Source organism: Oryzomicrobium sp. (assembly GCF_036820405.1).
GTDB lineage: Bacteria > Pseudomonadota > Gammaproteobacteria > Burkholderiales > Rhodocyclaceae > Oryzomicrobium.
The window spans coordinates 46,869-66,117 of record NZ_DAISLS010000015.1 but is presented as its reverse complement, the minus strand read 5'-3'; the positions used below and the strand labels follow the sequence as shown (position 1 = coordinate 66,117).

Here is a 19,249-nt window from a genome sequence, read left to right as displayed (position 1 = left end):
CATTTTGTCCGAGACAGTTTGTCCCGTAGGGCCTATGACCCCGGCAACTGGTTGATTTGGCAGTCCGTTTGGCCGGGTTCGGGCAGCGGCACGTTTGTTGCAGTTACAAGGCTGTATCACGCGTTGTTAACGACCCAAAAGGAGGGGAAATGCAACTCTCAAGGCGCCAGTTCTTCAAGGTCTGCGCCGCGGGTGTGAGCGGATCCTCCATGGCCGTGCTGGGCTTCTCGCCCACCGCCGCCATGGCCGAGACCCGCCACTTCAAACTCGCCCGGACCACGGAGGTCCGCAACACCTGTCCGTACTGCTCGGTGGGTTGCGGGATCATCTTGTACAGCCTGGGGGATCGGGCCAAAAACGCCCATTCCGAGCTGATCCACATCGAAGGCGACCCGGACCATCCGGTCAACCGCGGCACCCTGTGCCCGAAGGGCGCCGGCCTGCTCGACTTCGTCAAGAGCAAGAACCGCCTGAAGTTTCCCGAGGTGCGCGAAGCCGGTTCCGACCAGTGGAAGCGCATTTCCTGGGATGAAGCGTTCACCCGCATCGCCAAGCTGATGAAGGCCGACCGCGACGCCAACTTCGTCGCCAAGACCGCCGACGGACTGACCGTCAACCGCTGGCTGACCACCGGTTTCCTCGCCGCTTCCGCTTCCAGCAACGAATCCGGCTACCTGACCCACAAAGTGGTCCGTAGCCTGGGGATGCTTTCGTTCGACAACCAGGCTCGCGTTTGACACGGCCCCACGGTGGCAAGTCTTGCCCCGACGTTCGGCCGCGGCGCGATGACCAATCATTGGACGGACATCAAGAACGCTGACGTTGTGCTCATCATGGGCGGCAACGCTGCCGAGGCGCACCCCTGCGGTTTCAAGTGGGTGGTGGAAGCCAAGCAGCACAACAAAGCCAAGCTGATCGTGGTGGACCCGCGCTTCAACCGCTCGGCCTCCCAGGCGGATTTCTACGCCCCCATCCGTACCGGCACCGACATCGCCTTCCTGGGCGGCGTCATCAACTACCTCATCGCCAACGACAAGATTCACCACGAGTACGTCAAGTCGTATACCGACATGACCTTCATCGTGCGTGAGGACTATGCCTTCGAGAACGGCTTCTTCTCCGGCTACGACGAGGCCAAGCGCAAGTACGACAAGAGCACCTGGGAATACGAGATCGGCAAGGACGGCTACGTCGTCACCGACCCGACCCTCCAGCACCCCCGTTGCGTCTTCAACCTGATGAAGGCCCACTTCTCCCGCTACACGCCGGAACTGGTGGAAAAGATCTGCGGCACCCCCAAGGACAAGTTCCTCACGGTGTGCGAGATGATCGGCTCCGCCGCCGCGCCGAACCGGGTGATGACCATCATGTACGCCCTGGGCTGGACCCAGCACTCCACCGGCTCCCAGATGATCCGGACCGGCGCCATGGTGCAGCTGCTGCTGGGCAACATCGGCAAGGCGGGCGGCGGCATGAACGCCCTGCGCGGCCACTCCAACATCCAGGGCCTGACCGACCTGGGGCTGCTTTCCAACCTGCTGCCGGGCTACATGACCCTGCCGGGCGAGAAGGAGCAGGACTTCCAGGCCTACCTGGCGTCCCGCACCCAGAAGCCGATGCGGCCGGGGCAGATGAGCTACTGGCAGAACTTCCCCAAGTTCCTCGTCAGCAACCTCAAGGCCTGGTACGGCAACGCCGCGACGAAGGACAACAACTTCGCCTACGACTACCTGCCCAAGCTGGACAAGACCTACGACGTGCTGCAGGTCATGGAGCTGATGCACCAGGGCAAGATGACCGGCTACGTCGCCCAGGGCTTCAACCCGTTGGCCTCGTTCCCCAACAAGGCCAAGGTGGGCGCGGCCCTGTCCAAGCTGAAGTTCCTGGTGATCATCGACCCGCTGGCCACCGACACCTCCGAGTTCTGGAAGAACTACGGCGAGTTCAACAACGTGAACCCGGCCGAGATTCAGACCGAGGTGTTCCGTCTGCCCTCCACCTGCTTCGCCGAGGAGGACGGTTCCATCACCAACTCCGGCCGCTGGCTCCAGTGGCACTGGAAGGGCGCCGAGCCCCCGGGCGATGCGCGCACCGACCAGGAGATCATGGCCGGCCTGTTCCTCAAGCTGAAGGAGATGTACAAGAAGGATGGCGGGGCCTTCCCCGACCCGATCCTCAACCTCACCTGGGGCTACAAGATTCCGGATTCGCCCAGCCCCGAGGAAATCGCCAAGGAGTACAACGGCAAGGCCCTCGTCGACCTGCTCGACCCCAAGGATTCGACCAAGGTGGTCAAGAAGGGCGGCGAACTGCTGGACGGCTTCGCCCAGTTGCGCGACGACGGCTCCACCGCCTGCGGCTGCTGGATCTTCTCCGGCGCCTGGACGGAAAAGGGCAACATGATGGCCCGCCGCGACAACTCCGACCCCTGGGGCAACGGCCAGACCCTCAACTGGTCCTTCGCCTGGCCGGCCAACCGGCGCATCATCTACAACCGCGCCTCCGCCGACCCCTCCGGCAAGCCCTTCGATCCGAAGCGCAAGCAGATCTGGTGGGACGGCACCAAGTGGACCGGTTCCGACGTGCCCGACTTCAAGGTCGACTCGGCCCCCGAGGACGGCATGGGCCCCTTCATCATGAACCCGGAGGGCGTGGCACGCTTCTTCGCCCGGGGCGGCATGAACGAAGGCCCGTTCCCCGAGCACTACGAGCCGTTCGAGTCGCCCCTCGAGGTGAACCTGATGCACCCGAACAACCCCAAGGCCCGCAACAACCCGGCCGCCCGGGTGTTCAAGGGCGACATGGAAGCGTTCGGCAAGGCCAAGGAGTTCCCTTACCCGGCGACCACCTACCGTCTCACCGAGCACTTCCACTACTGGACCAAGCAGGTGGAATCCAACGCCGTGATCCAGCCGGAACAGTTCGTCGAGATCGGCGAGGGCCTGGCCAAGGAGAAGGGCATCGTGGCCGGCGACCGCGTCAAGGTCAGCTCCAACCGCGGCTACATCAAGGCCGTGGCGGTGGTGACCAAGCGCATCATGCCGATCACGGTGGACGGCAAGGTCGTGCATCAGGTGGGCATTCCCATCCACTGGGGCTTCAAGGGGGTAGCCAAGAACGGCTACATCGCCAACACCCTGACCCCGTTCGTGGGCGACGCCAACAGCCAGACGCCGGAATTCAAGTCGTTCCTGGTGAACGTCGAGAAGATCTGAGGAGACCGCCATGCCTTTGCAATCTCTAGACATCGCGGCCCGCTCGGCGACCACCACGCCGCCGCCCGGCATCCGCAAGACCCTGGAAGTCGCCAAGCTGATCGACGTCACCAAGTGCATCGGCTGCAAGGCCTGCCAGGTGGCGTGCATGCAGTGGAACGACGTCCGCGACGAAGTGGGTGAGAACCACGGCACCTACGACAACCCCCGCGACCTCACCGCCAACTCGTGGACGGTGATGCGCTACAGCGAGGTCGAGTCCCAGGAACGGGGCCTCGAGTGGCTGATCCGCAAGGACGGCTGCATGCACTGCGAGGACCCCGGCTGCCTGAAGGCCTGCCCGTCGCCCGGCGCCATCATCAAGTACGCCAACGGCATCGTCGATATGCAGCAGGAAAACTGCATCGGCTGCGGCTACTGCATCACCGGCTGCCCGTTCAACGTGCCCCGCATCTCCGAGAAGGACCACAAGGCGTACAAGTGCACCCTGTGTTCCGACCGGGTGGCAGTGGGTCTGGAGCCGGCCTGCGTCAAGGTCTGCCCCACCGGCTGCATTTCCTTCGGGTCCAAGGAGGACATGAAGGACATCGCCGAGGAGCGGGTGGTCGAGCTCAAGGAACGGGGCTACGGCAACGCCGGCCTGTACGACCCGCAAGGGGTGGGGGGCACCCACGTCATGTACGTGCTGCACCACGCCGACAAGCCGGGCCTGTACCACGACCTGCCGACCGATCCGGCCATCAGCCCGATGGTCTCCCTGTGGAAGGGGGTCACCAAGCCCCTGGCCACCCTGGGGCTGGCCGCCGTGGCGATCGGCAGCCTCTTCCACTACGTCACCAAGGGGCCCAACGAGGTATCCAAGGAAACGGAGAAGGAAGTCGAGAAGGAACTGGAAGAGGAGGGTAAGCAATGAAGCGCGATCCCAACGACCTGCAGCGTTACACCGCCTCCGAGCGGGCCAACCACTGGGTGGTGGGGATCAGCTTCATCCTGATCGCCCTGTCCGGCCTGGCGCTGTTCCACCCGGCCTTCTGGCCGCTCTCCATGCTGTTCGGCGGCGGCGTGTGGACCCGCATCCTGCACCCCTTCCTCGGGGTGCTGATGGCGGTGTCCTTCGCCGCCATGGCGGTGCGCTTCTGGAAGCTCAACGTCATGACCCCGACCGACTGGGAGTGGCTCAAGCGGGCTAAGGAGATGGTTAACGGCGACGACCACAACATGCCCATCATGGGCAAGTACAACGGCGGCCAGAAGATACTGTTCTGGGCGCTGGTGGTCTGCATGGCGCTGTTGTTCGTCTCCGGCATCCTCATCTGGCGCGCCTACTTCTCCGGGTTCTTCCCGGTGGGCGTGGTGCGCCTGGGGGCCGTGGTGCACGCGGCGGTGGCGGCGGTGATGATCGCCCTCATCTTCGTCCACGTGTATGCCGCCATCTGGGTCAAGGGCACCATCCGCGCCATGTGGTACGGTACGGTGACCCGGCCCTGGGCCAAGCAGCACCACCGCGCCTGGTACAAGGAAATGACCGGCAAGTAAGCCGCCGGCCCGCACCGGATCGCCTCCGGCGCGGTGTTTCTGCCCATGTCCGGGCCCGCTTTGTGCGGGCCTCGTCCGCGGCGCGGAATCGCCCGATTCCGCGCCGCGGCTTTTACGACGACAATTAGACTTCCATCGCCTTCCCGAGCGACGCCCCGACTGCCGCCATGACTGCCACCACCATCCCCATCAAGTCCGTTCTTTCGGCCGAAGAAATCGCCGCCCAGCGCGCCCCGGCCCCCGACACCCTGCGCCTGCCTCCGGCCGACCTGTTCGCCACCCGGGCGGCGCGCCTCACTTCCCTGGCCCGGGGCCACGCCATGGGCGAGTACCTGAATTTCTGCGCCCGGCTGATCGCGGTGCAGGACCGGGCCCTGGCTGCCCTCAAGCCCGCCGCCCGGCCCGATGCCGCCCTCGCCGAACGCTGCCGCAGCCACGGCATGCCGCTCCTCGACGCCCAGGGCGGCGACCTGGACGCCTCGGCCTTTGGCGCCTTCGGCCAGGCCCTGGCCCTCATTCTCGAAGAAGCCCAGACATTCGCCCCGGCTCCGGCTCGGGACATCATCGCCCGCCTCAAAGGCCTGGGCGCCGATGCGCTGGCCAAGGAGGCGCGCCTCATCCTCAAGGCCGAGCCGGGCTTCGACACCGGCTATGCCCCCTTCATCGGCGCTGCCCTGCAAGTGGACTGGACCCGCCGCGCCCGTGCCCTGGAGGCCGGCGACGTGTTCGTGCGTGAGGAAGGCAGCCTGTGCCCGGTGTGCGGCAGCCATCCGGTGTCGTCCATCGTGCGCATCGGCGAAGGCGGCCACGGCGTGCGCTATGCCGTGTGCGGCCTGTGCGCCAGCGAATGGCACGTCACCCGCATCAAATGCGTGCCCTGCCAGAGCACCAAAGGCATCGCCTACTCGGCCCTGGACGGGGAGGGGGCCGACCGCTTCAAGGCCGTCCAGGTGGAAACCTGCGACGAGTGCAAATCGGCCCTGAAACTGGTGTCCCTGGAAAAGGACCCCAACGCCGAGCCCTTCGCCGACGACCTGGCCACCCTCATGCTCGACATGCTGGTGGACGACGCCGGTTACCAGCGCGCCGGGCGCAACCTGTTCTACTTCGCCCCCTGATCTTTCGACCCTTTCGATAAGGATTCCCCCATGACGTCCATGGTCCATGGCCGTGGGGAAGGGCAGCCGGCGGCGGGCAACGTCAATACCGCCGCCGTCGCCACCACCCTCCGCACTCTGCCTTCCACCGACCAGTTGCTGGCCGCCGCCGGCGATCTCCTCGAGGCCCACGGCCGCCAGGAAACCACCGCCGCCCTGCGCGCCGCCCTGGAATCCGCCCGGGAGCGCATCCGCGCCGGCGCCGCAGCGGCCGTCACCTCCGCCGAACTGCTCGCCGAAGCCCGGGGCCGCCTGGCCGCCCGGGCCACGCCTCACCTGCGCCCGGTGTTTAACCTCACCGGCACGGTGCTGCACACCAACCTGGGCCGGGCCCTCTTTCCCGAGTCGGCCATCGCCGCCCTGACCGAGGCCCTGATCCACCCCGCCGCCCTGGAATACGACCTGGCCAGCGGCGGCCGCGGCGACCGCGACGACCTGGTCAATCCGCTCATCCAGGAACTCACCGGCGCCGAGGCGGTGACGGTGGTCAACAACAACGCCGCCGCCGTGCTGCTGCTGCTCAACACCCTGGCCAAGGGCAAGGAAGTGATCGTCTCCCGGGGCGAGCTGGTGGAGATTGGCGGCGCCTTCCGCGTGCCGGACATCATGAAGCGGGCCGGCGCCAAGCTGGTGGAGGTGGGCACCACCAACCGCACCCACCTGGCCGACTACGAGGCGGCGATCACCCCGCGCACCGGCCTGATCATGAAGATCCACACCAGCAATTACGCCGTGGTGGGCTTCACCAAGAGCGTCGGCACCGCGGAACTGGCCGCCCTGGCCCACCGCCACGGCCTGCCCTTCGCCGAGGACCTGGGCAGCGGCGCCCTGACCGACATGACCCGCCTCGGCCTGCCCAAGGAACCCCTGCCGCAAGAGGCCCTGGCCGACGGCGCCGATCTGGTCACCTTCTCCGGCGACAAGCTGTTGGGCGGCCCCCAGGCCGGCCTGATCGTCGGCCGCCGCGACCTGGTGGGCAGAATCAAAAAGAACCCCCTCAAGCGCTGCCTGCGCGTCGGCAAGCTGACCCTGGCGGCCCTGGAATCGGTGCTGCGCCTGTACCGGGACCCGGATCGGCTCACGAACACCCTGCCCACCCTGCGCCTGCTCGCCCGCTCCGCCGCCGACATCCGCGCCCAGGCCGAACGCCTCCGCGACGCCCTGGCCCCTGCCCTGGAAGGCGCGTGGATGCTCGATCTACGCGATACCGCCTCCCAGATCGGCTCCGGTTCCCTGCCGGTGGAGCGCCTACCGTCCACCGCCCTGGTGATCGCCCCGACCGAGAAGAAGGGCGCCGGCGGCCGCCTCAAGCGCTTCGAAGCAGCCCTGCGCGGCCTGCCCCAGCCGGTGGTCGGCCGGCTCCAGGATGACGCCCTGTGGCTCGACCTGCGCTGCCTGCGCCCGGAGGACGAGGCCCGTTTCGTTGCCCAGTTCGTCGCTCAATTCGTCTCAGGAAAGTAACCCGCCATGCTGATCGGCACCGCCGGCCACATCGACCACGGCAAGACCACCCTGATCCGCGCCCTGACCGGCGTCGACACCGACCGGCTGCCCGAGGAAAAACGCCGCGGCATCTCCATCCAGCTCGGCTACGCCTACCTGCCGGATGGGGCGGCGGGGGAGGGGGGGGCCGGGGATGCTGCCGACTTCGGCTTCATCGATGTGCCGGGCCACGAGAAATTCATCCCCACCATGCTCGCCGGCGCCGCCGGCATCGACCTGGCCCTGCTGGTGGTGGCCGCCGACGACGGGGTGATGCCCCAGACCCGGGAGCACTTGGCCATCCTCACCCTGCTCGGCATCGCCCGGGGCTGCGTCGCCATCACCAAGTGCGACCGGGTGGACGCTGCCCGCATCGCCCAGGTGGAGCGGGAGGTGGCCGCCCTGCTGGCGGGCACGCCCCTGGCCGGTTCGCCCTGTTTCCCGGTGGCCGCCGCCAACGGCCCGGCCGACCCGGGCGTGGCGGCCCTCAAGGCCTGGCTGCTGGCCCAGGGCGAAGATGCCGGTGCGGCGCGGGACAAGGTGGATGGCCGGGGCTTCCGCCTCGCCATCGACCGCAGCTTCGCCCTGGCCGGCGCCGGTACCGTGGTCACCGGCACCGCCTTCGCCGGCCGGGTGCGGGTCGGCGACAAGCTCACCGTGTTCGCCCCGGAGCGAGGGCTGGCGGCAACGGTGCGGGTACGCAGCCTGCACGCCAACAACCGGCCAGCCGAGTCCGGTCACGCCGGCCAGCGCCTGGCCCTAGCCCTGGTGGGGATCGACCACGGCGCCGTGGAACGGGGCGACTGGCTGGTGGCGGACTTCCTCGCCCGCCCGGCCGAGCGCACCCGGGTGGATGTGCGCCTTGCCTTGCTCGCCGATACGCCCCGTCCCCTGAGCCACTGGACTGCCGTGCACGTGCACCACGGCGCCGCCCACGGCACCGCCCGGGTGGCCCTGCTCAACGAGGCCGGCACCCTGGCCCCGGGCGAATCCACCTACGCCCAGCTGGTGCTCGACCATCCCCTGGCGGTGTGCCATGGCGACCGGCTGGTGCTGCGCGACGGCGCCGCCCAGCACACCCTGGGCGGGGCGGTGGCCCTGGACCCCTTCGGTCCGGCGCGGCGACGCAAGAGCCCGGAGCGGCTGGCGGTGCTGGCCGCCCTGGAAATCCCCGACCCCGAGCGGCGCCTCCAGGCCCTGATCGAGGCCGCCCCCTGGGGCGTGGAACTGGCCGAACTGGCCGCCGCCCACAACCTGGCCCCGGAGGGCCTGGCCCTGCCGGCTGAGGCAGTGCTCTCGCCCCGGGCCGGTCGGGCCTTCGCCGCCCTGCGCTGGCAGGCGTTGCAGGAAGTGGTGGTGGCCCGCCTGGGGGCGCACCACGAGGCCTTCGCCGACGAAGTGGGGGTGGAACGGGAGCGCCTGCGCCGCATGGCCCTGCCGCAACTGGCGTCGGCGGCCTTCCTCGATCTGCTGGAAACCCTGCGTGGCGCCGGTCGCGTCGTCCTCTCCGGCGCCGCCTGGCACCTGCCGGAACACACGGTGGAACTGGACGCCCGGGAGCGCCAGCAGGCCGACAAGCTGCTGCCCTGGCTGCTCGACGAATCCTTCGACCCACCCTGGGTGCGCGACATCGCCGCTCGGCTGGGGGCGCCGGAACCCGAGGCGCGCCGCTTGATGAAAAAGCTGGCGGCCCGGGGCGAGGTGTTCCAGGTGGTCAAGGACCTGTTCTACGCTCCCGAGGCCCTGCGCCGGTTGGTGGCCATCGCCGAATCCCTGGCGGCGGGGGAGGGCGGATCGATCAAGGCCGCCGCTTTCCGCGATGCCACCGGGCTGGGGCGCAAGCGGGCCATCCAGATTCTCGAATTCTTCGACCGGGTCGGCTACACCCGCCGCATCGGCACCGGCGCGGCCCAGTCCCACGGGCTTCGGGGCGAGCCGCCGGTCAGGTAGAATGCGGCCTCCCGCTGCCCAGTGGTAGCGGAGGCGGGCGCGCCGACGGCGTGCCATCCGCTTCGGCGGTGTCACGGTGTGGCGGCAAGGCAGTGTGCGCCATGGCGACAATGCGGAAGGGCGGCGTTCCCCGGTGGGGCGGCCGGTCTTCAAAACCGGATGGGGCCGTCAGCCGGTCCCAGGTGGGTTCGACTCCCATTCCCTTCCGCCACTTCCTCCAACGCCGTGAATTGGGTCACAAGGGCGCGGTGCCGCGGCACCATCGGCCCGCCGCCGGGTCTATCCTGGCAACCGGGGCACCGACCCGGACGCCGAAAGGAGGACGCGATGGAAACCTCGACGCGCGAACCGCGCACCACCCCCGTGCCAGCATCTGCCCTGAGCCTTCACGACGCCGCCCTGGCCATGGCCGGTATCGGCCTGTCCGCCCACGACGCCGCCCGGGCCCTGGCCCAGGCCATCGAGCACGGCGAGCTGCACGCCAACGTCAAGCGCTGGGCCTCGGAACAGTGGGAAGGCCACCAGCTGCCGGGCAACATCAACCCCCAGGAAACCTTCATCGAACGGTGCGACCTGGAGGCTTGGTTGGCCGCCCGGCCGCGGGCGCCCGATGCCTGATGCCGGGTGAGGCGGGGCCGCCGGATTGACGCGGCAGGGCCAATTGCCTAGCCTGCCGTCCGCCCTGCCAGCTTTCGCCAGACACTTTCGCCCCTCCGCCATGCGCCTGCCCCTCGAACGGATCATCTTCGCTGCCTTCGTGATCGGCTTCGCGGTATTCGCCACCTCGGCCTGGTTTGCGGTGAAGGACGGGCGCGCCTATCTGGAGAGCGAGCAGCGCATCCTGCGCATCAACGAGACCCTGCTCGCCCTGGAGCAGATGCTGGGCAACCTGCGCGACGCCGAGACCGGTCAGCGCGGCTACCTGCTCACCGGCGAGGCCGGCTACCTGGAGCCTTATTTCCGCGCCGTGCGCCACCAGGAGGAACTGGCCACCTACCTGCGCGACCGCCTGGACGACGATCCCCAGTGGCTGCCGCTCCTCGACGAGATGGACAGCCTGCGCCGGGAAAAGATGACCGAGCTGGCCTTCACCATCCATCTGCGCAATACCAAGGGGCTGGAGGTGGCGATGCGGGTGGTGGACAGCCACCAGGGCAAGGAACTGATGGACCGGCTGCGGGTGGTGATCGGCCTGCCCTACCACACCAAGCGGGACGAGTTGCGCCAGGAAATCGCCGACAGCAAGGAGCGGGCGAGCCAGTCCCGCTTCAGCCTGATGCTGTTCGGCGGCATGACCCTGCTCGGCCTGATCGGCACCTACTGGGCCGTTTCCCAGGAAATCCGCAGCAAGCGCGCCCTGGGGGACCGCCTGGCCCACGAGGCTACCCACGACGCCCTCACCGGCCTGCCCAACCGCCGCTACTTCATGGACTGGCTGGTGCGCCTGGGGGCCCAGTCGGGGCGCCGCGGCCGGCCCCTGGCCCTGCTGTTCATCGACCTGGACGGCTTCAAGGCGGTCAACGACCGGTTCGGCCACGAGGCCGGCGACGCCATGCTCAAGGAGGTGGCGCTCCGCTTCCGCCGCCTGGTGCGGGAGAGCGACGTGCTGGCCCGCCTGGCCGGGGACGAGTTCGCCGTGCTGATGCCCGAGGTGGCTTCGGCCCAGGATGCCGCCCGCCTGGCCCAGCGGCTGATCGACAGCCTCGGCATGTCCGTCCAGCGGCCCCTGCTGGCGGACTGTCCGGACGCCCGGGTCGGGGCCAGCATCGGCATCGCCATGGCGGTGGGCGGCGATCCGGACCTGCTGGTCGCCGAAGCCGACGAAGCCATGTACGCGGCCAAGGCCGCCGGCAAGAACTGCTACCGCCAGGCCCCGCCCCGGGCGGCGCGCTGATTTCCCCGGGGGCGGTTCCCCGGCACAATGGCTCCCTGCCTCATCTTCCGGCGTTCGCGCCGGCTTTTCACTGTCCCTCCCATGTCCGAACTGCGCGGCTGCACCTTTCCCGACGACCTGCTCTACTGGCCCGAGAACCACCTGTGGTTTCGCCGCGGCGACGATGGCCTGCTCACCGTCGGCATCACCCCCCTGGGCCTGGCCCTGTCCGGCGAGATCATCCTGTTCTCGCCCAAGCCCCTGGGGGTCGAACTCGACCCGGGCCGCTCCTTCGCCCTGCTCGAAGCGGGCAAGACCGTCTTTCCGATCAAGACCCCCCTGGCGGTGCGCATGGTGGACGCCAACCCGGCCCTGGACCCCCTCGCCGCGCCCCTCAACAAGGACCCCTACGGCGTCTGGCTGGCCCGCCTGGCCCCCCTCGACTGGGAGGGGCAGCGGGGCGCCCTGCTGTCCTACGCCGAGGCCCGGGGTGAGTTCGAGCGCATCATGGACGTCTACGGTTTCACCGACCCGGCCACCTTCACTCCACCGCTGACCATGGAGCACCTGCGTGACTACTGAGGCGAAGCGCACGGCGCCGCAGCGCCTGGCCATCCTGGTCTGGGCCGCCGAACCCGAGGCGCCCCAGCGCTGCGCCACCCCCTTCTACTTCGCCGCCACCGCGGCGGCCTTCGACGCCGAAGTGGAGATGTACTTCACCGCCCGGGCGGTGGAGCTGCTGCGCGCCGGCGTCGCCGAAACCCTGTACGCCGCCGCCGGCGAGGCCAACGCTGCCGGCAAGAGCGTCGTCCACTTCCTGCGCGAGGCGGCCGCCCTGGGGGTGAAGATGTACGCCTGCCCCACGGCCATGGCCGCCCAGGGACTGCCCGCCGCCGAGCTGCGCCTTGAAGTCACCGCCCAGGCCGGCGCCGCCGCCTTCATCGGCCGTACCCTGGATGCGGACTGGCGCACCCTGACCTTCTGAGCGGGCCGGCTCGCCATCGGGACTCGCCATCGGCATTGCTGCCGATGCGGCCGCTTCCCGGCTGGGGTATAGTCCCGTTCGTCACAACCATTACCGCGCCCTTGGCGCCACTCCGGGAGAACGGTCATGACCTTCGTCGTCACCGACAACTGCATCAAGTGCAAATACACCGATTGCGTGGATGTCTGTCCGGTGGATTGCTTCCACGAGGGGCCCAACTTCCTGGTGATCGACCCGGACGAGTGCATCGACTGCTCGATCTGCGTCCCCGAATGTCCGGCCGAGGCCATCTACGCCGAGGACGATGTGCCCCAGGCCCAGATCCAGTTCATCGCCCTCAACGCCGAGCTGGCCAAGCAGTGGCCGGTGCTGGCCGAGAAGAAGGATTCCCTGCCCGACGCCGACGACTGGAACGGCACCCCGGATAAGCTCCAACACCTGGAGCGCTGACCGCTTGACCCTGCGCGACGCCACTCCCGCGCTCCACACCCTGCCGCCCGGCCCGGACTTCCTGGACCGGGCGGCGGTCTTTGTGCTGGACGCCTTCGCCGCCGCCGGCGCCGATCCCGGTCTGGGCTGGGTGATCGCCCCCAACCTGCACCTGGCCGGCGAGCTGCGCCGCGCCATCGCCCGGGCCGCCGGCCGGCCGATCCTTCTGCCCCGCTGCGACACCCTGGCCCGACTCGCCGCCGCCCAGCCCCTGCCCGAAGGCTGCCCCGCACCCCTGCCGGATTCGGCCCGCCTGCTGCTGCTGCGCCAAGCCCTGGCCGGCCGGCCCTGGTTCCACGACCGGGCCCTGTGGCACGTGGCCGCCGAGCTGCTCACCCTGTTCGACGAGCTTACCGCCCACGCCGTGCGCCTGCCCGGCAGCGCCGACGACTTTGTCGCCCGGCTGGAAAGCGCCTACCGCCTCACCGCCAGCCAGCCCCTGGCCCTCGAAGCCCGGCTGGTGCACGAGCTGTGGCGGGTGTTGAGCGACGACCCCCGTCCCGACAGCGCCGCCGCCCACGCCCTGCGCCTGGGCGCCCTGGCCGAATCCGCCAGCCGCCCCCTGGTGGTGGTGTGCGAACGCCCCTGGGAAGGCGCCGAGGCCGAGTTCCTCGCCGCCTACGCCCGCCGCGCGCCCCTCACCGTGCTGCGTCCGGCGGACCGGGACGGCATGGCGGGCGCGCCGGACACTCCTGGCGCCGCTGACGCCACCCGCGCCATCCCCCGCATTCTTGCCGCCGCCTGGCCGATGCCGCGACGCGGGGAATCCCCGGATGGGGCGGAGGCAGCGAATACAGTGCCCCCCCTGGCCACCCGGGCCCGGGCCATCGCCGCGGCCCTGCCGGTTCCCCCCGATGCCGCCGCCCCCCTGGCCGGGCGCCTCGCCCTGATCCCCGCCCGGGGCCGGGAGGCCGAGGCCCGGGCCGCCACCGCCCAGGTGCTGGCCTGGCTGGGGGAAGGGCGCACCCACCTGGCCCTGATCGCCCAGGACCGCCTCACCGCCCGGCGCGTGCGCGCCCTGCTGGAACGCTACGGCGTGCGCGTCGCCGACGAAACCGGCTGGAAGCTTTCCACCGCCCGGGCCGCCACCCTGGCCGACAGCCTGCTCGAAGTGGCCCTGGGCCAGGCCGGCCGCCACCGCGGCGGGGCGGGAATGGGCGCGGGGCAGGGCGGCGCCTACCACCGGGACGTGCTCGACCTGGCCAAATCCCCCTTCGCCCTGGCCGACTGGCCCGCCGGCCGCCGCGAGGCCGCCGCCACGGCGCTGGAAAAAGCCGTGGCCCGGGCCAACGTGCGCACCGGCCTGGACCGCTTCCGCCGTGCCCTGGGCCTGGAAGCCGAGCGGCTGGCCAAGGCCGCCGGCGAGGGTGGCGGCCTGCCTGCCGCCGACGACGCGGCCCTGGCCGCCGCCCAGGACTTGCTGGTGCGCATCGAGGAGGCGGTGAACCGCCTCGGCCGCCGTCCGGCGCCCCTGCCCGAGTGGATCAAGCGCTTCACCTGGGCCCTGGAGGGGTTGGCCGCCCTGGACCACCTGTCCGGCGACGCCGCCGGCGAGGCCCTGCTCACCCTGCTCGCCACCCGGGCCGAGGAACTGGCCGGGGAGACCCTGCCCTTCACCCTGTCGGACTTCCGCCAGTGGCTCGACCGGGAATGCGAGGCCGAGACCTTCCGCGACCGCACCATCGTCAGTCCGGTGGTCATGACCCACCTGGCCGCCGCTTTGCTGCGCCCCTTCGACGGCGCCCTGATCCTCGGCGGCGACGCCGAGCAGCTGGCCCCGCCCCGGCCCGAGTCGGCCTACTTCAACCAGGCGGTGCGCCGCGAACTGGGCCTGCCCGCCCCGGACGGCGCCGCCCGGCTGGAGGCCGACCTGGCCCTGCTGGTCGCCACCGTGCCCCGGGTGGCGGTGACCTGGCAGGAGGAGCGGGACGGCGAGGCCCGCCTGCTCGCCCCCTGCCTCGACCGTCTCTCCCTGCTGCACCGCCTGGCCTGGGGCGACGACCTGAAGCGCCCGCCCCTGGGGCTGCCCGAGGCGCCGCCCCCGGCCACCCTGGCCGACCTGCCGCAGGTACCCCTGCCGGCGCCCCTGGCCCAGGCCGCCCCGGTGCTCACCCCGGACGACCTGCCCGAGGCGCTGACGGTGAGCGCCCTGGCCGACCTGGTGGCCTGCCCCTACCGTTTCTTCGCCCGCCGCGTGCTGCGCCTGGGCGAGGCCGACGAGGTGGCCGAAGGGCTGGACAAGGCCGGCTACGGCGAGCTGATCCACGGCGTGCTGGAAGGCTTCCACCGCGCCCACCCGGTCATCGCCGACCTGGCGCCGGAAACCGCCCTGGCCGAACTCCAGGCGGCGGTGGACGAGGCCTTCCGCCCGGTGGTGGGGGACCACTACCTGTCGGTGGCCTGGCGCCTGCGCTGGGAAGCCCGGCTCACCGCCTACCTGGACTGGCAGCGCGGCAAGGAAGCCGCCGGCTGGCGCTGGCAGGACGGCGAGCGGCCCTTCGAGCGGGTGCTGCCCCTGGCCGACGGCGGTGCCGTGACCCTCAAGGGGCGCATCGACCGCATCGACGTGCACCCGGATGAGGGCACTGCCCTGTTCGACTACAAGCTGAAACGCATCGACGCCCTCAAGAAGGCCCTGCCCGAGGACGTGCAGCTGCCCGCCTACGGCTGGCTTGCCGCCCCGGGGCTGGAAGCGGCCGATCTGCCTCCGGTTTCCCAGGCGGCCTACGTGGCCCTGGACGATGCGGAGGTGGGCCAGGTATCGGTCCAGGGCGACCCGGGGGAGGCCGGCGAAGCCCAGGCCGAGCGCCTCGCCCGGGCCTACGTCGACATGCGCGCCCGCGCCCCCTTGCCGGCCCACGGCAGCGTCAGCGCCTGCGCCTGGTGCGAGGCCGCCGGCCTGTGCCGCACCCCGCACCGGGGCTGACCCGGGATGATTGCCGAACCAACCGTCATGACCACCGACGACCTGATCCGCCTCGCCCTCGACCCCCGCCGTTCGGTGGTGGTGGAAGCCTGCGCCGGCAGCGGCAAGACCTGGCTGCTGGCCTCCCGCATCCTGCGCCTGCTGCTGGCCGGCACGGCCCCCTCCGAAATCCTGGCCATCACCTTCACCCGCAAGGCCGCCCGGGAGATCGAGGAACGGGTGCGCGGCTGGCTGCGCGACATGGCGGTGGCCGACGACGCCGCCCTGGGCCGCTTCCTGGCCGAGCGGGCGATTCCTCTTGCCGACCAGTCGCCGGCCCTGCGCGACAAGGCCCGGGGCCTCTACGAGGCGGTGCTGGCCGCCGAGCCCGGGCTGTCGGTGCACACCTTCCACGGCTGGTTTCTGCAACTGGCGGCCAGTGCGCCGCTCACCGCCGGCTGTGCCGGCGTATCCCTGGCCGACGCCCCGGCCCGGCTGCTGGCCGAGGTGTGGGAAGAATTTGCCGAGGCCCAGGGCGCCGCCCCGGACACCCCGGTGGCTTTGGCCTTCCTGCGCCTGCTGGCGGAGCAGGGCGGGGCCGGGGCCTATGCCTTGATGACCGACCTGGCCTCCCGCCGCGCCGAGTGGATGACCCTGGTGGGGGAAGACGAGCCGGACGAGGCTGCCGCACCTGAGAACGGCGCGGACGGACTCGACCCCGCCACCGCCGCGCCCGCCGCCGCCGCCCGGGCCCTGAACGCCCTGCTGCCGGCCCTGGGCGACGGTTCCGCTCCCACCGCCGCGGACGCCTACGCCGCCCTGTTCCCGCCGGGTTGGGAACTGGAATGGCAGGCCCTGCTCGGCGCCCTGGAAGTGGGTACGGGCAAGGAGCAGGACCAGGCGGCGGTGCTGCGCCAGGCGCTGGCGGAGGCCGATCCCGCGCACCGCTTTGCGCTGCTGTGCGCCATGAGCCTGACCAAGGAAGGATCGCCCCTGGCGCGCAAGCCCAGCGCCGCCTCGGCCAAGCGCCTGGGCAGCGAGGCCGCCGCCGAGGCCTTCGTCGCCCGCCACCAGCGCCTGTGCGGCGAATTGCTCGCCTGCCGCGCCCGGCTGGCCAACGCCGCCTGCTACGCCTTCAACGGCGACGCCGCCCTGGTCGGCGCCGCCTTCCTCGCCGCCCTGGACCGGCACAAGGCCGCCCGGGGGGTGATCGACTTCGTGGACGCCGAATGGCGCGTCGCCAAGCTGCTCGCCGACGACACCCAGGCGGCCTTTCTCCAGGCCCGGCTGGACGCCCGCTACCGGCACATCCTGCTCGACGAGTTCCAGGACACCAACCCCCTGCAATGGGCCATCCTGCGCGGCTGGCTGGCGGCCTACCCGGAAGGGGAGGCGGCGCCCCAGGTGTTCCTGGTGGGGGACCCGAAGCAGTCGATCTACCGCTTCCGCCGCGCCGAACCGCGCCTGTTCGCCGCCGCCGCCGATTTCCTCGAACACAACTTCCACGCCGTGCGCCTGGCCCAGGACCGAACCCGGCGCAACGCCAAAGCGATCATCGACGGGGTGAACGCCCTGTTCGCCGCCGAACCCCTGTTCACCCCTTTCCGCCCCCAGGAGTCCCTGGCCGGCGACCTGCCCGGGCGCATCGAGCTGCTGCCTCTGGTGGCCGATGACGGCGACGATGCTGCGGCTGCGGCAGGGGAGGGGGGCGGTGCCGAGCTCCCGCATCTGCGCGACCCCCTGCGCGAGCCCGAGGTGGAAGCCGAGGATTCCCGCCGGGAGCGGGAGGCGGCCCTGGTCGCCGCCACCATCGCCCGGGCCGTGGGGCGCTGGGCCGTCCATCCCCAGGGTGCTGGCGGTCCGGTACGGCCGGCCCGCTGCGGCGACTTCCTCATCCTGTCCCGCACCCGGCGCGGCTTCGCCCCGGTGGAAGCGGCCCTGCGCGCCGCCGGCATTCCCTACCTGGCGGCTTCCCGGGGCGGCCTGCTTGGCACCCTGGAGGCCCGGGACCTGGCGGCCCTGATCGCCTTTCTGGTGCTGCCCGCCGACGACCTGGCCCTGGCCCAGGTGCTGCGCTCGCCCCTGTTCGACTTCACCGACGCCGACCTGCTGGCGGTGAGTCGGGCCGGGGGCGGCCCCTGGTGGGCGCGCCTCAAGCGCCTGGTGGCCGGCAGCGCCGATGCCGTTGATTCCTCCCCGGAATTCGCCGCCGCGCCGACTCCGGCCGAGGCTGCCGCCCTGGCCCGCCGCCGCCGCGCCGTGGACCTGCTGCGCCGCTGGCGTCGCGCCGCCCTGGAACTGCCCGCCCACGACCTGCTCGACCGGGTGTTCCACGAGGGCGAGGTGCTGGCCCGTTACCGGGCGTCCCTGGGCGAGGCCGCCTACGGGGCCGTGGCCGCCAACCTGCAAGCCGTGCTGCAACTGGCCCTGGACCAGGGGGGCGGCCGCTACCCGAGCCTGCCCCGCTTTCTCGACGCCCTGCGCGAGCTGGCCGACGCCGACCCGGAAGAGGCCCCGGACGAGGGCGAGCTGGATGACACCAACGGTGCCGGTGGCAACGGTAGCGACGGCGGCCGGGTGCGCCTGCTCACGGTCCATGCCGCCAAGGGCCTGGAGGCCCCCTTTGTCTGGCTGGTGGATGCCAACGCCCCGGGCGGTGGCCGCCACGACACAGTGGGCTGGGCGGTGGAATGGCCCCCCGAGGCCGAGGCCCCGGCCTGGCTGGCCGCCTGGCGCAGCGAGGACCGCAAGCAATCGGCGCTTTCCGCTTGGTTCGACCAGGAAAAGGCCCTGGCCGAGCGGGAGGCCCTCAACCTGCTGTACGTGGCCATCACCCGGGCCAGGCAAGGCTTCTTCGCCAGCGGCATCGTGCCCAAGCGGGCGGTGAACGCGCCGACCCCCTACGGCCGCATCGCCGGGGCCCTGGGCCGCCTCGGCGCCCTGGCCGAGGACGCCGATCCCGGCCAAGGCGCGGCCTACGGCGCCGCGCTGGAGATGGCGCAGGACGGGGATTTCCAGGCCTCCATTGCGGAACCCCGTGTCCCTATTGGTTCTCCGGGCGATGCCTCTGGAGAGGCGCGTCCCGCCGGGCCTTCCGTGGCGCCCCTGCCGGTGGCGCCCATCGGCGAGCGGCGAGCCGAGCAGGGCGAGGCGGAGCGTTACGGCACGGCCCTGCACGCCGCCCTGGAAGCACTCTCCGACGGCCTGCCCCTGCCCGAATCCGCCGATCCGCTGCTGGCCCGGGCCCACGCCGCCGGAGCCAAGCTGTTCGCCCATCCGGACCTGGCGCCCTTCTTCGATCCGGCCCGCTACAAGCGCGCCTGGAACGAGCTGGAGATGGGCCTGCCCGACGGCTCGGTGCTACGGGCCGACCGGGTGGTGGAAACCGAGGAGGCGGTGTGGGTGGTGGACTACAAATCGGGCACGGCGGACACGCCCCGGCTGGCCGACTACCGGGCCCAGGTGCGCGGCTACTGCACCACCCTGGCGGCCCTTTTTCCCCTGCCGGTGCGCGGCGCCCTGATCTTTGCCGACGCTTCCGTGGTCGAAGTGTGAACGTGTGAGCGTGTCGGAAAGCTACGGCGTTGCCCCTGCCGCCCCGAGCCGGGGCAACGCCGTGATTTCCTTGGCATCCGGGGGGCGGGGCCGCATTTTTGC

Annotated in this window: 13 protein-coding genes and 1 tRNA gene; all 14 read left to right on the top strand. The window is 70.8% G+C overall.

Going from position 1 to position 19,249, the window contains the following annotated elements:
* Positions 1–149: 149 nt before the first annotated feature.
* The 14 genes from fdnG to V7Z98_RS15200 all read left to right on the top strand — a co-directional run bounded on the left by fdnG (position 150) and on the right by V7Z98_RS15200 (position 19,147).
* Positions 150–3,215: a formate dehydrogenase-N subunit alpha gene (fdnG, locus tag V7Z98_RS15265; protein WP_334158936.1), complete on the top strand. Its 3,066-nt coding sequence runs from the start codon at positions 150–152 to the stop codon at positions 3,213–3,215.
* A gap of 10 nt (positions 3,216–3,225) precedes the next feature.
* Positions 3,226–4,128 (top strand): formate dehydrogenase subunit beta, encoded by a 903-nt coding sequence (gene fdxH / locus V7Z98_RS15260; RefSeq protein ID WP_293265146.1) that lies wholly within the window; start codon positions 3,226–3,228, stop codon positions 4,126–4,128.
* Positions 4,125–4,751, top strand: coding sequence for a formate dehydrogenase subunit gamma (locus V7Z98_RS15255; RefSeq protein ID WP_334158933.1), 627 nt, complete (start codon positions 4,125–4,127; stop codon positions 4,749–4,751). Before fdxH ends, V7Z98_RS15255 begins: the two co-directional genes overlap by 4 nt.
* Positions 4,752–4,918: 167 nt before the next feature.
* Positions 4,919–5,869: a formate dehydrogenase accessory protein FdhE gene (fdhE, locus tag V7Z98_RS15250; protein ID WP_293265142.1), complete on the top strand. Its 951-nt coding sequence runs from the start codon at positions 4,919–4,921 to the stop codon at positions 5,867–5,869.
* A gap of 30 nt (positions 5,870–5,899) precedes the next feature.
* The gene (gene selA, locus V7Z98_RS15245; protein WP_334158931.1) at positions 5,900–7,369 is read left to right on the top strand and encodes an L-seryl-tRNA(Sec) selenium transferase; all 1,470 of its coding nucleotides are present in this window, start codon (positions 5,900–5,902) and stop codon (positions 7,367–7,369) included.
* Between the two features lie 6 nt (positions 7,370–7,375).
* Entirely contained in the window at positions 7,376–9,340 is a 1,965-nt protein-coding gene (selB, locus tag V7Z98_RS15240; protein ID WP_334158930.1) for a selenocysteine-specific translation elongation factor, read from the top strand.
* A gap of 114 nt (positions 9,341–9,454) precedes the next feature.
* Positions 9,455–9,551: transfer RNA gene (locus tag V7Z98_RS15235), tRNA-Sec, on the top strand.
* 116 nt (positions 9,552–9,667) lie between these two features.
* A complete protein-coding gene (locus V7Z98_RS15230) occupies positions 9,668–9,958 on the top strand; it encodes a hypothetical protein (protein ID WP_334158929.1) in 291 nt (96 codons plus the stop codon).
* Positions 9,959–10,058: 100 nt separating this feature from the next.
* Positions 10,059–11,234, top strand: coding sequence for a diguanylate cyclase domain-containing protein (locus tag V7Z98_RS15225; protein WP_334158927.1), 1,176 nt, complete (start codon positions 10,059–10,061; stop codon positions 11,232–11,234).
* A gap of 81 nt (positions 11,235–11,315) precedes the next feature.
* Positions 11,316–11,795, top strand: coding sequence for a glycine cleavage system protein H (locus V7Z98_RS15220; RefSeq protein WP_334158926.1), 480 nt, complete (start codon positions 11,316–11,318; stop codon positions 11,793–11,795).
* Positions 11,785–12,198 carry a DsrE family protein gene (locus V7Z98_RS15215; protein ID WP_334158925.1) on the top strand — a complete coding sequence of 138 codons (414 nt, stop codon included), beginning with the start codon at positions 11,785–11,787 and terminating at the stop codon, positions 12,196–12,198. Before V7Z98_RS15220 ends, V7Z98_RS15215 begins: the two co-directional genes overlap by 11 nt.
* A gap of 126 nt (positions 12,199–12,324) precedes the next feature.
* Positions 12,325–12,648, top strand: a complete 324-nt coding sequence (gene fdxA / locus V7Z98_RS15210; protein WP_293265128.1) for a ferredoxin FdxA — start codon at positions 12,325–12,327, stop codon at positions 12,646–12,648.
* A gap of 4 nt (positions 12,649–12,652) precedes the next feature.
* Complete coding sequence (locus V7Z98_RS15205; protein ID WP_334158924.1) at positions 12,653–15,613, top strand: PD-(D/E)XK nuclease family protein; 2,961 nt, start codon at positions 12,653–12,655, stop codon at positions 15,611–15,613.
* A 27-nt stretch (positions 15,614–15,640) separates the two neighbouring features.
* Positions 15,641–19,147, top strand: a complete 3,507-nt coding sequence (locus tag V7Z98_RS15200; RefSeq protein WP_334158922.1) for a UvrD-helicase domain-containing protein — start codon at positions 15,641–15,643, stop codon at positions 19,145–19,147.
* Positions 19,148–19,249: the final 102 nt, after the last annotated feature.

Excerpts from the sequence above, each read along its gene's own strand:
- fdxH (WP_293265146.1), top strand. The coding sequence starts at position 3,226 with ATGCCTTTGCAATCTCTAGACATCGCGGCCCGCTCGGCGACCACCACG.
- selB (WP_334158930.1), top strand. The coding sequence starts at position 7,376 with ATGCTGATCGGCACCGCCGGCCACATCGACCACGGCAAGACCACCCTG.
- V7Z98_RS15220 (WP_334158926.1), top strand. The coding sequence starts at position 11,316 with ATGTCCGAACTGCGCGGCTGCACCTTTCCCGACGACCTGCTCTACTGG.
- V7Z98_RS15255 (WP_334158933.1), top strand. The coding sequence starts at position 4,125 with ATGAAGCGCGATCCCAACGACCTGCAGCGTTACACCGCCTCCGAGCGG.
- V7Z98_RS15230 (WP_334158929.1), top strand. The coding sequence starts at position 9,668 with ATGGAAACCTCGACGCGCGAACCGCGCACCACCCCCGTGCCAGCATCT.
- V7Z98_RS15225 (WP_334158927.1), top strand. The coding sequence starts at position 10,059 with ATGCGCCTGCCCCTCGAACGGATCATCTTCGCTGCCTTCGTGATCGGC.
- fdxA (WP_293265128.1), top strand. The coding sequence starts at position 12,325 with ATGACCTTCGTCGTCACCGACAACTGCATCAAGTGCAAATACACCGAT.
- selA (WP_334158931.1), top strand. The coding sequence starts at position 5,900 with ATGACGTCCATGGTCCATGGCCGTGGGGAAGGGCAGCCGGCGGCGGGC.
- V7Z98_RS15200 (WP_334158922.1), top strand. The coding sequence starts at position 15,641 with ATGACCACCGACGACCTGATCCGCCTCGCCCTCGACCCCCGCCGTTCG.
- fdhE (WP_293265142.1), top strand. The coding sequence starts at position 4,919 with ATGACTGCCACCACCATCCCCATCAAGTCCGTTCTTTCGGCCGAAGAA.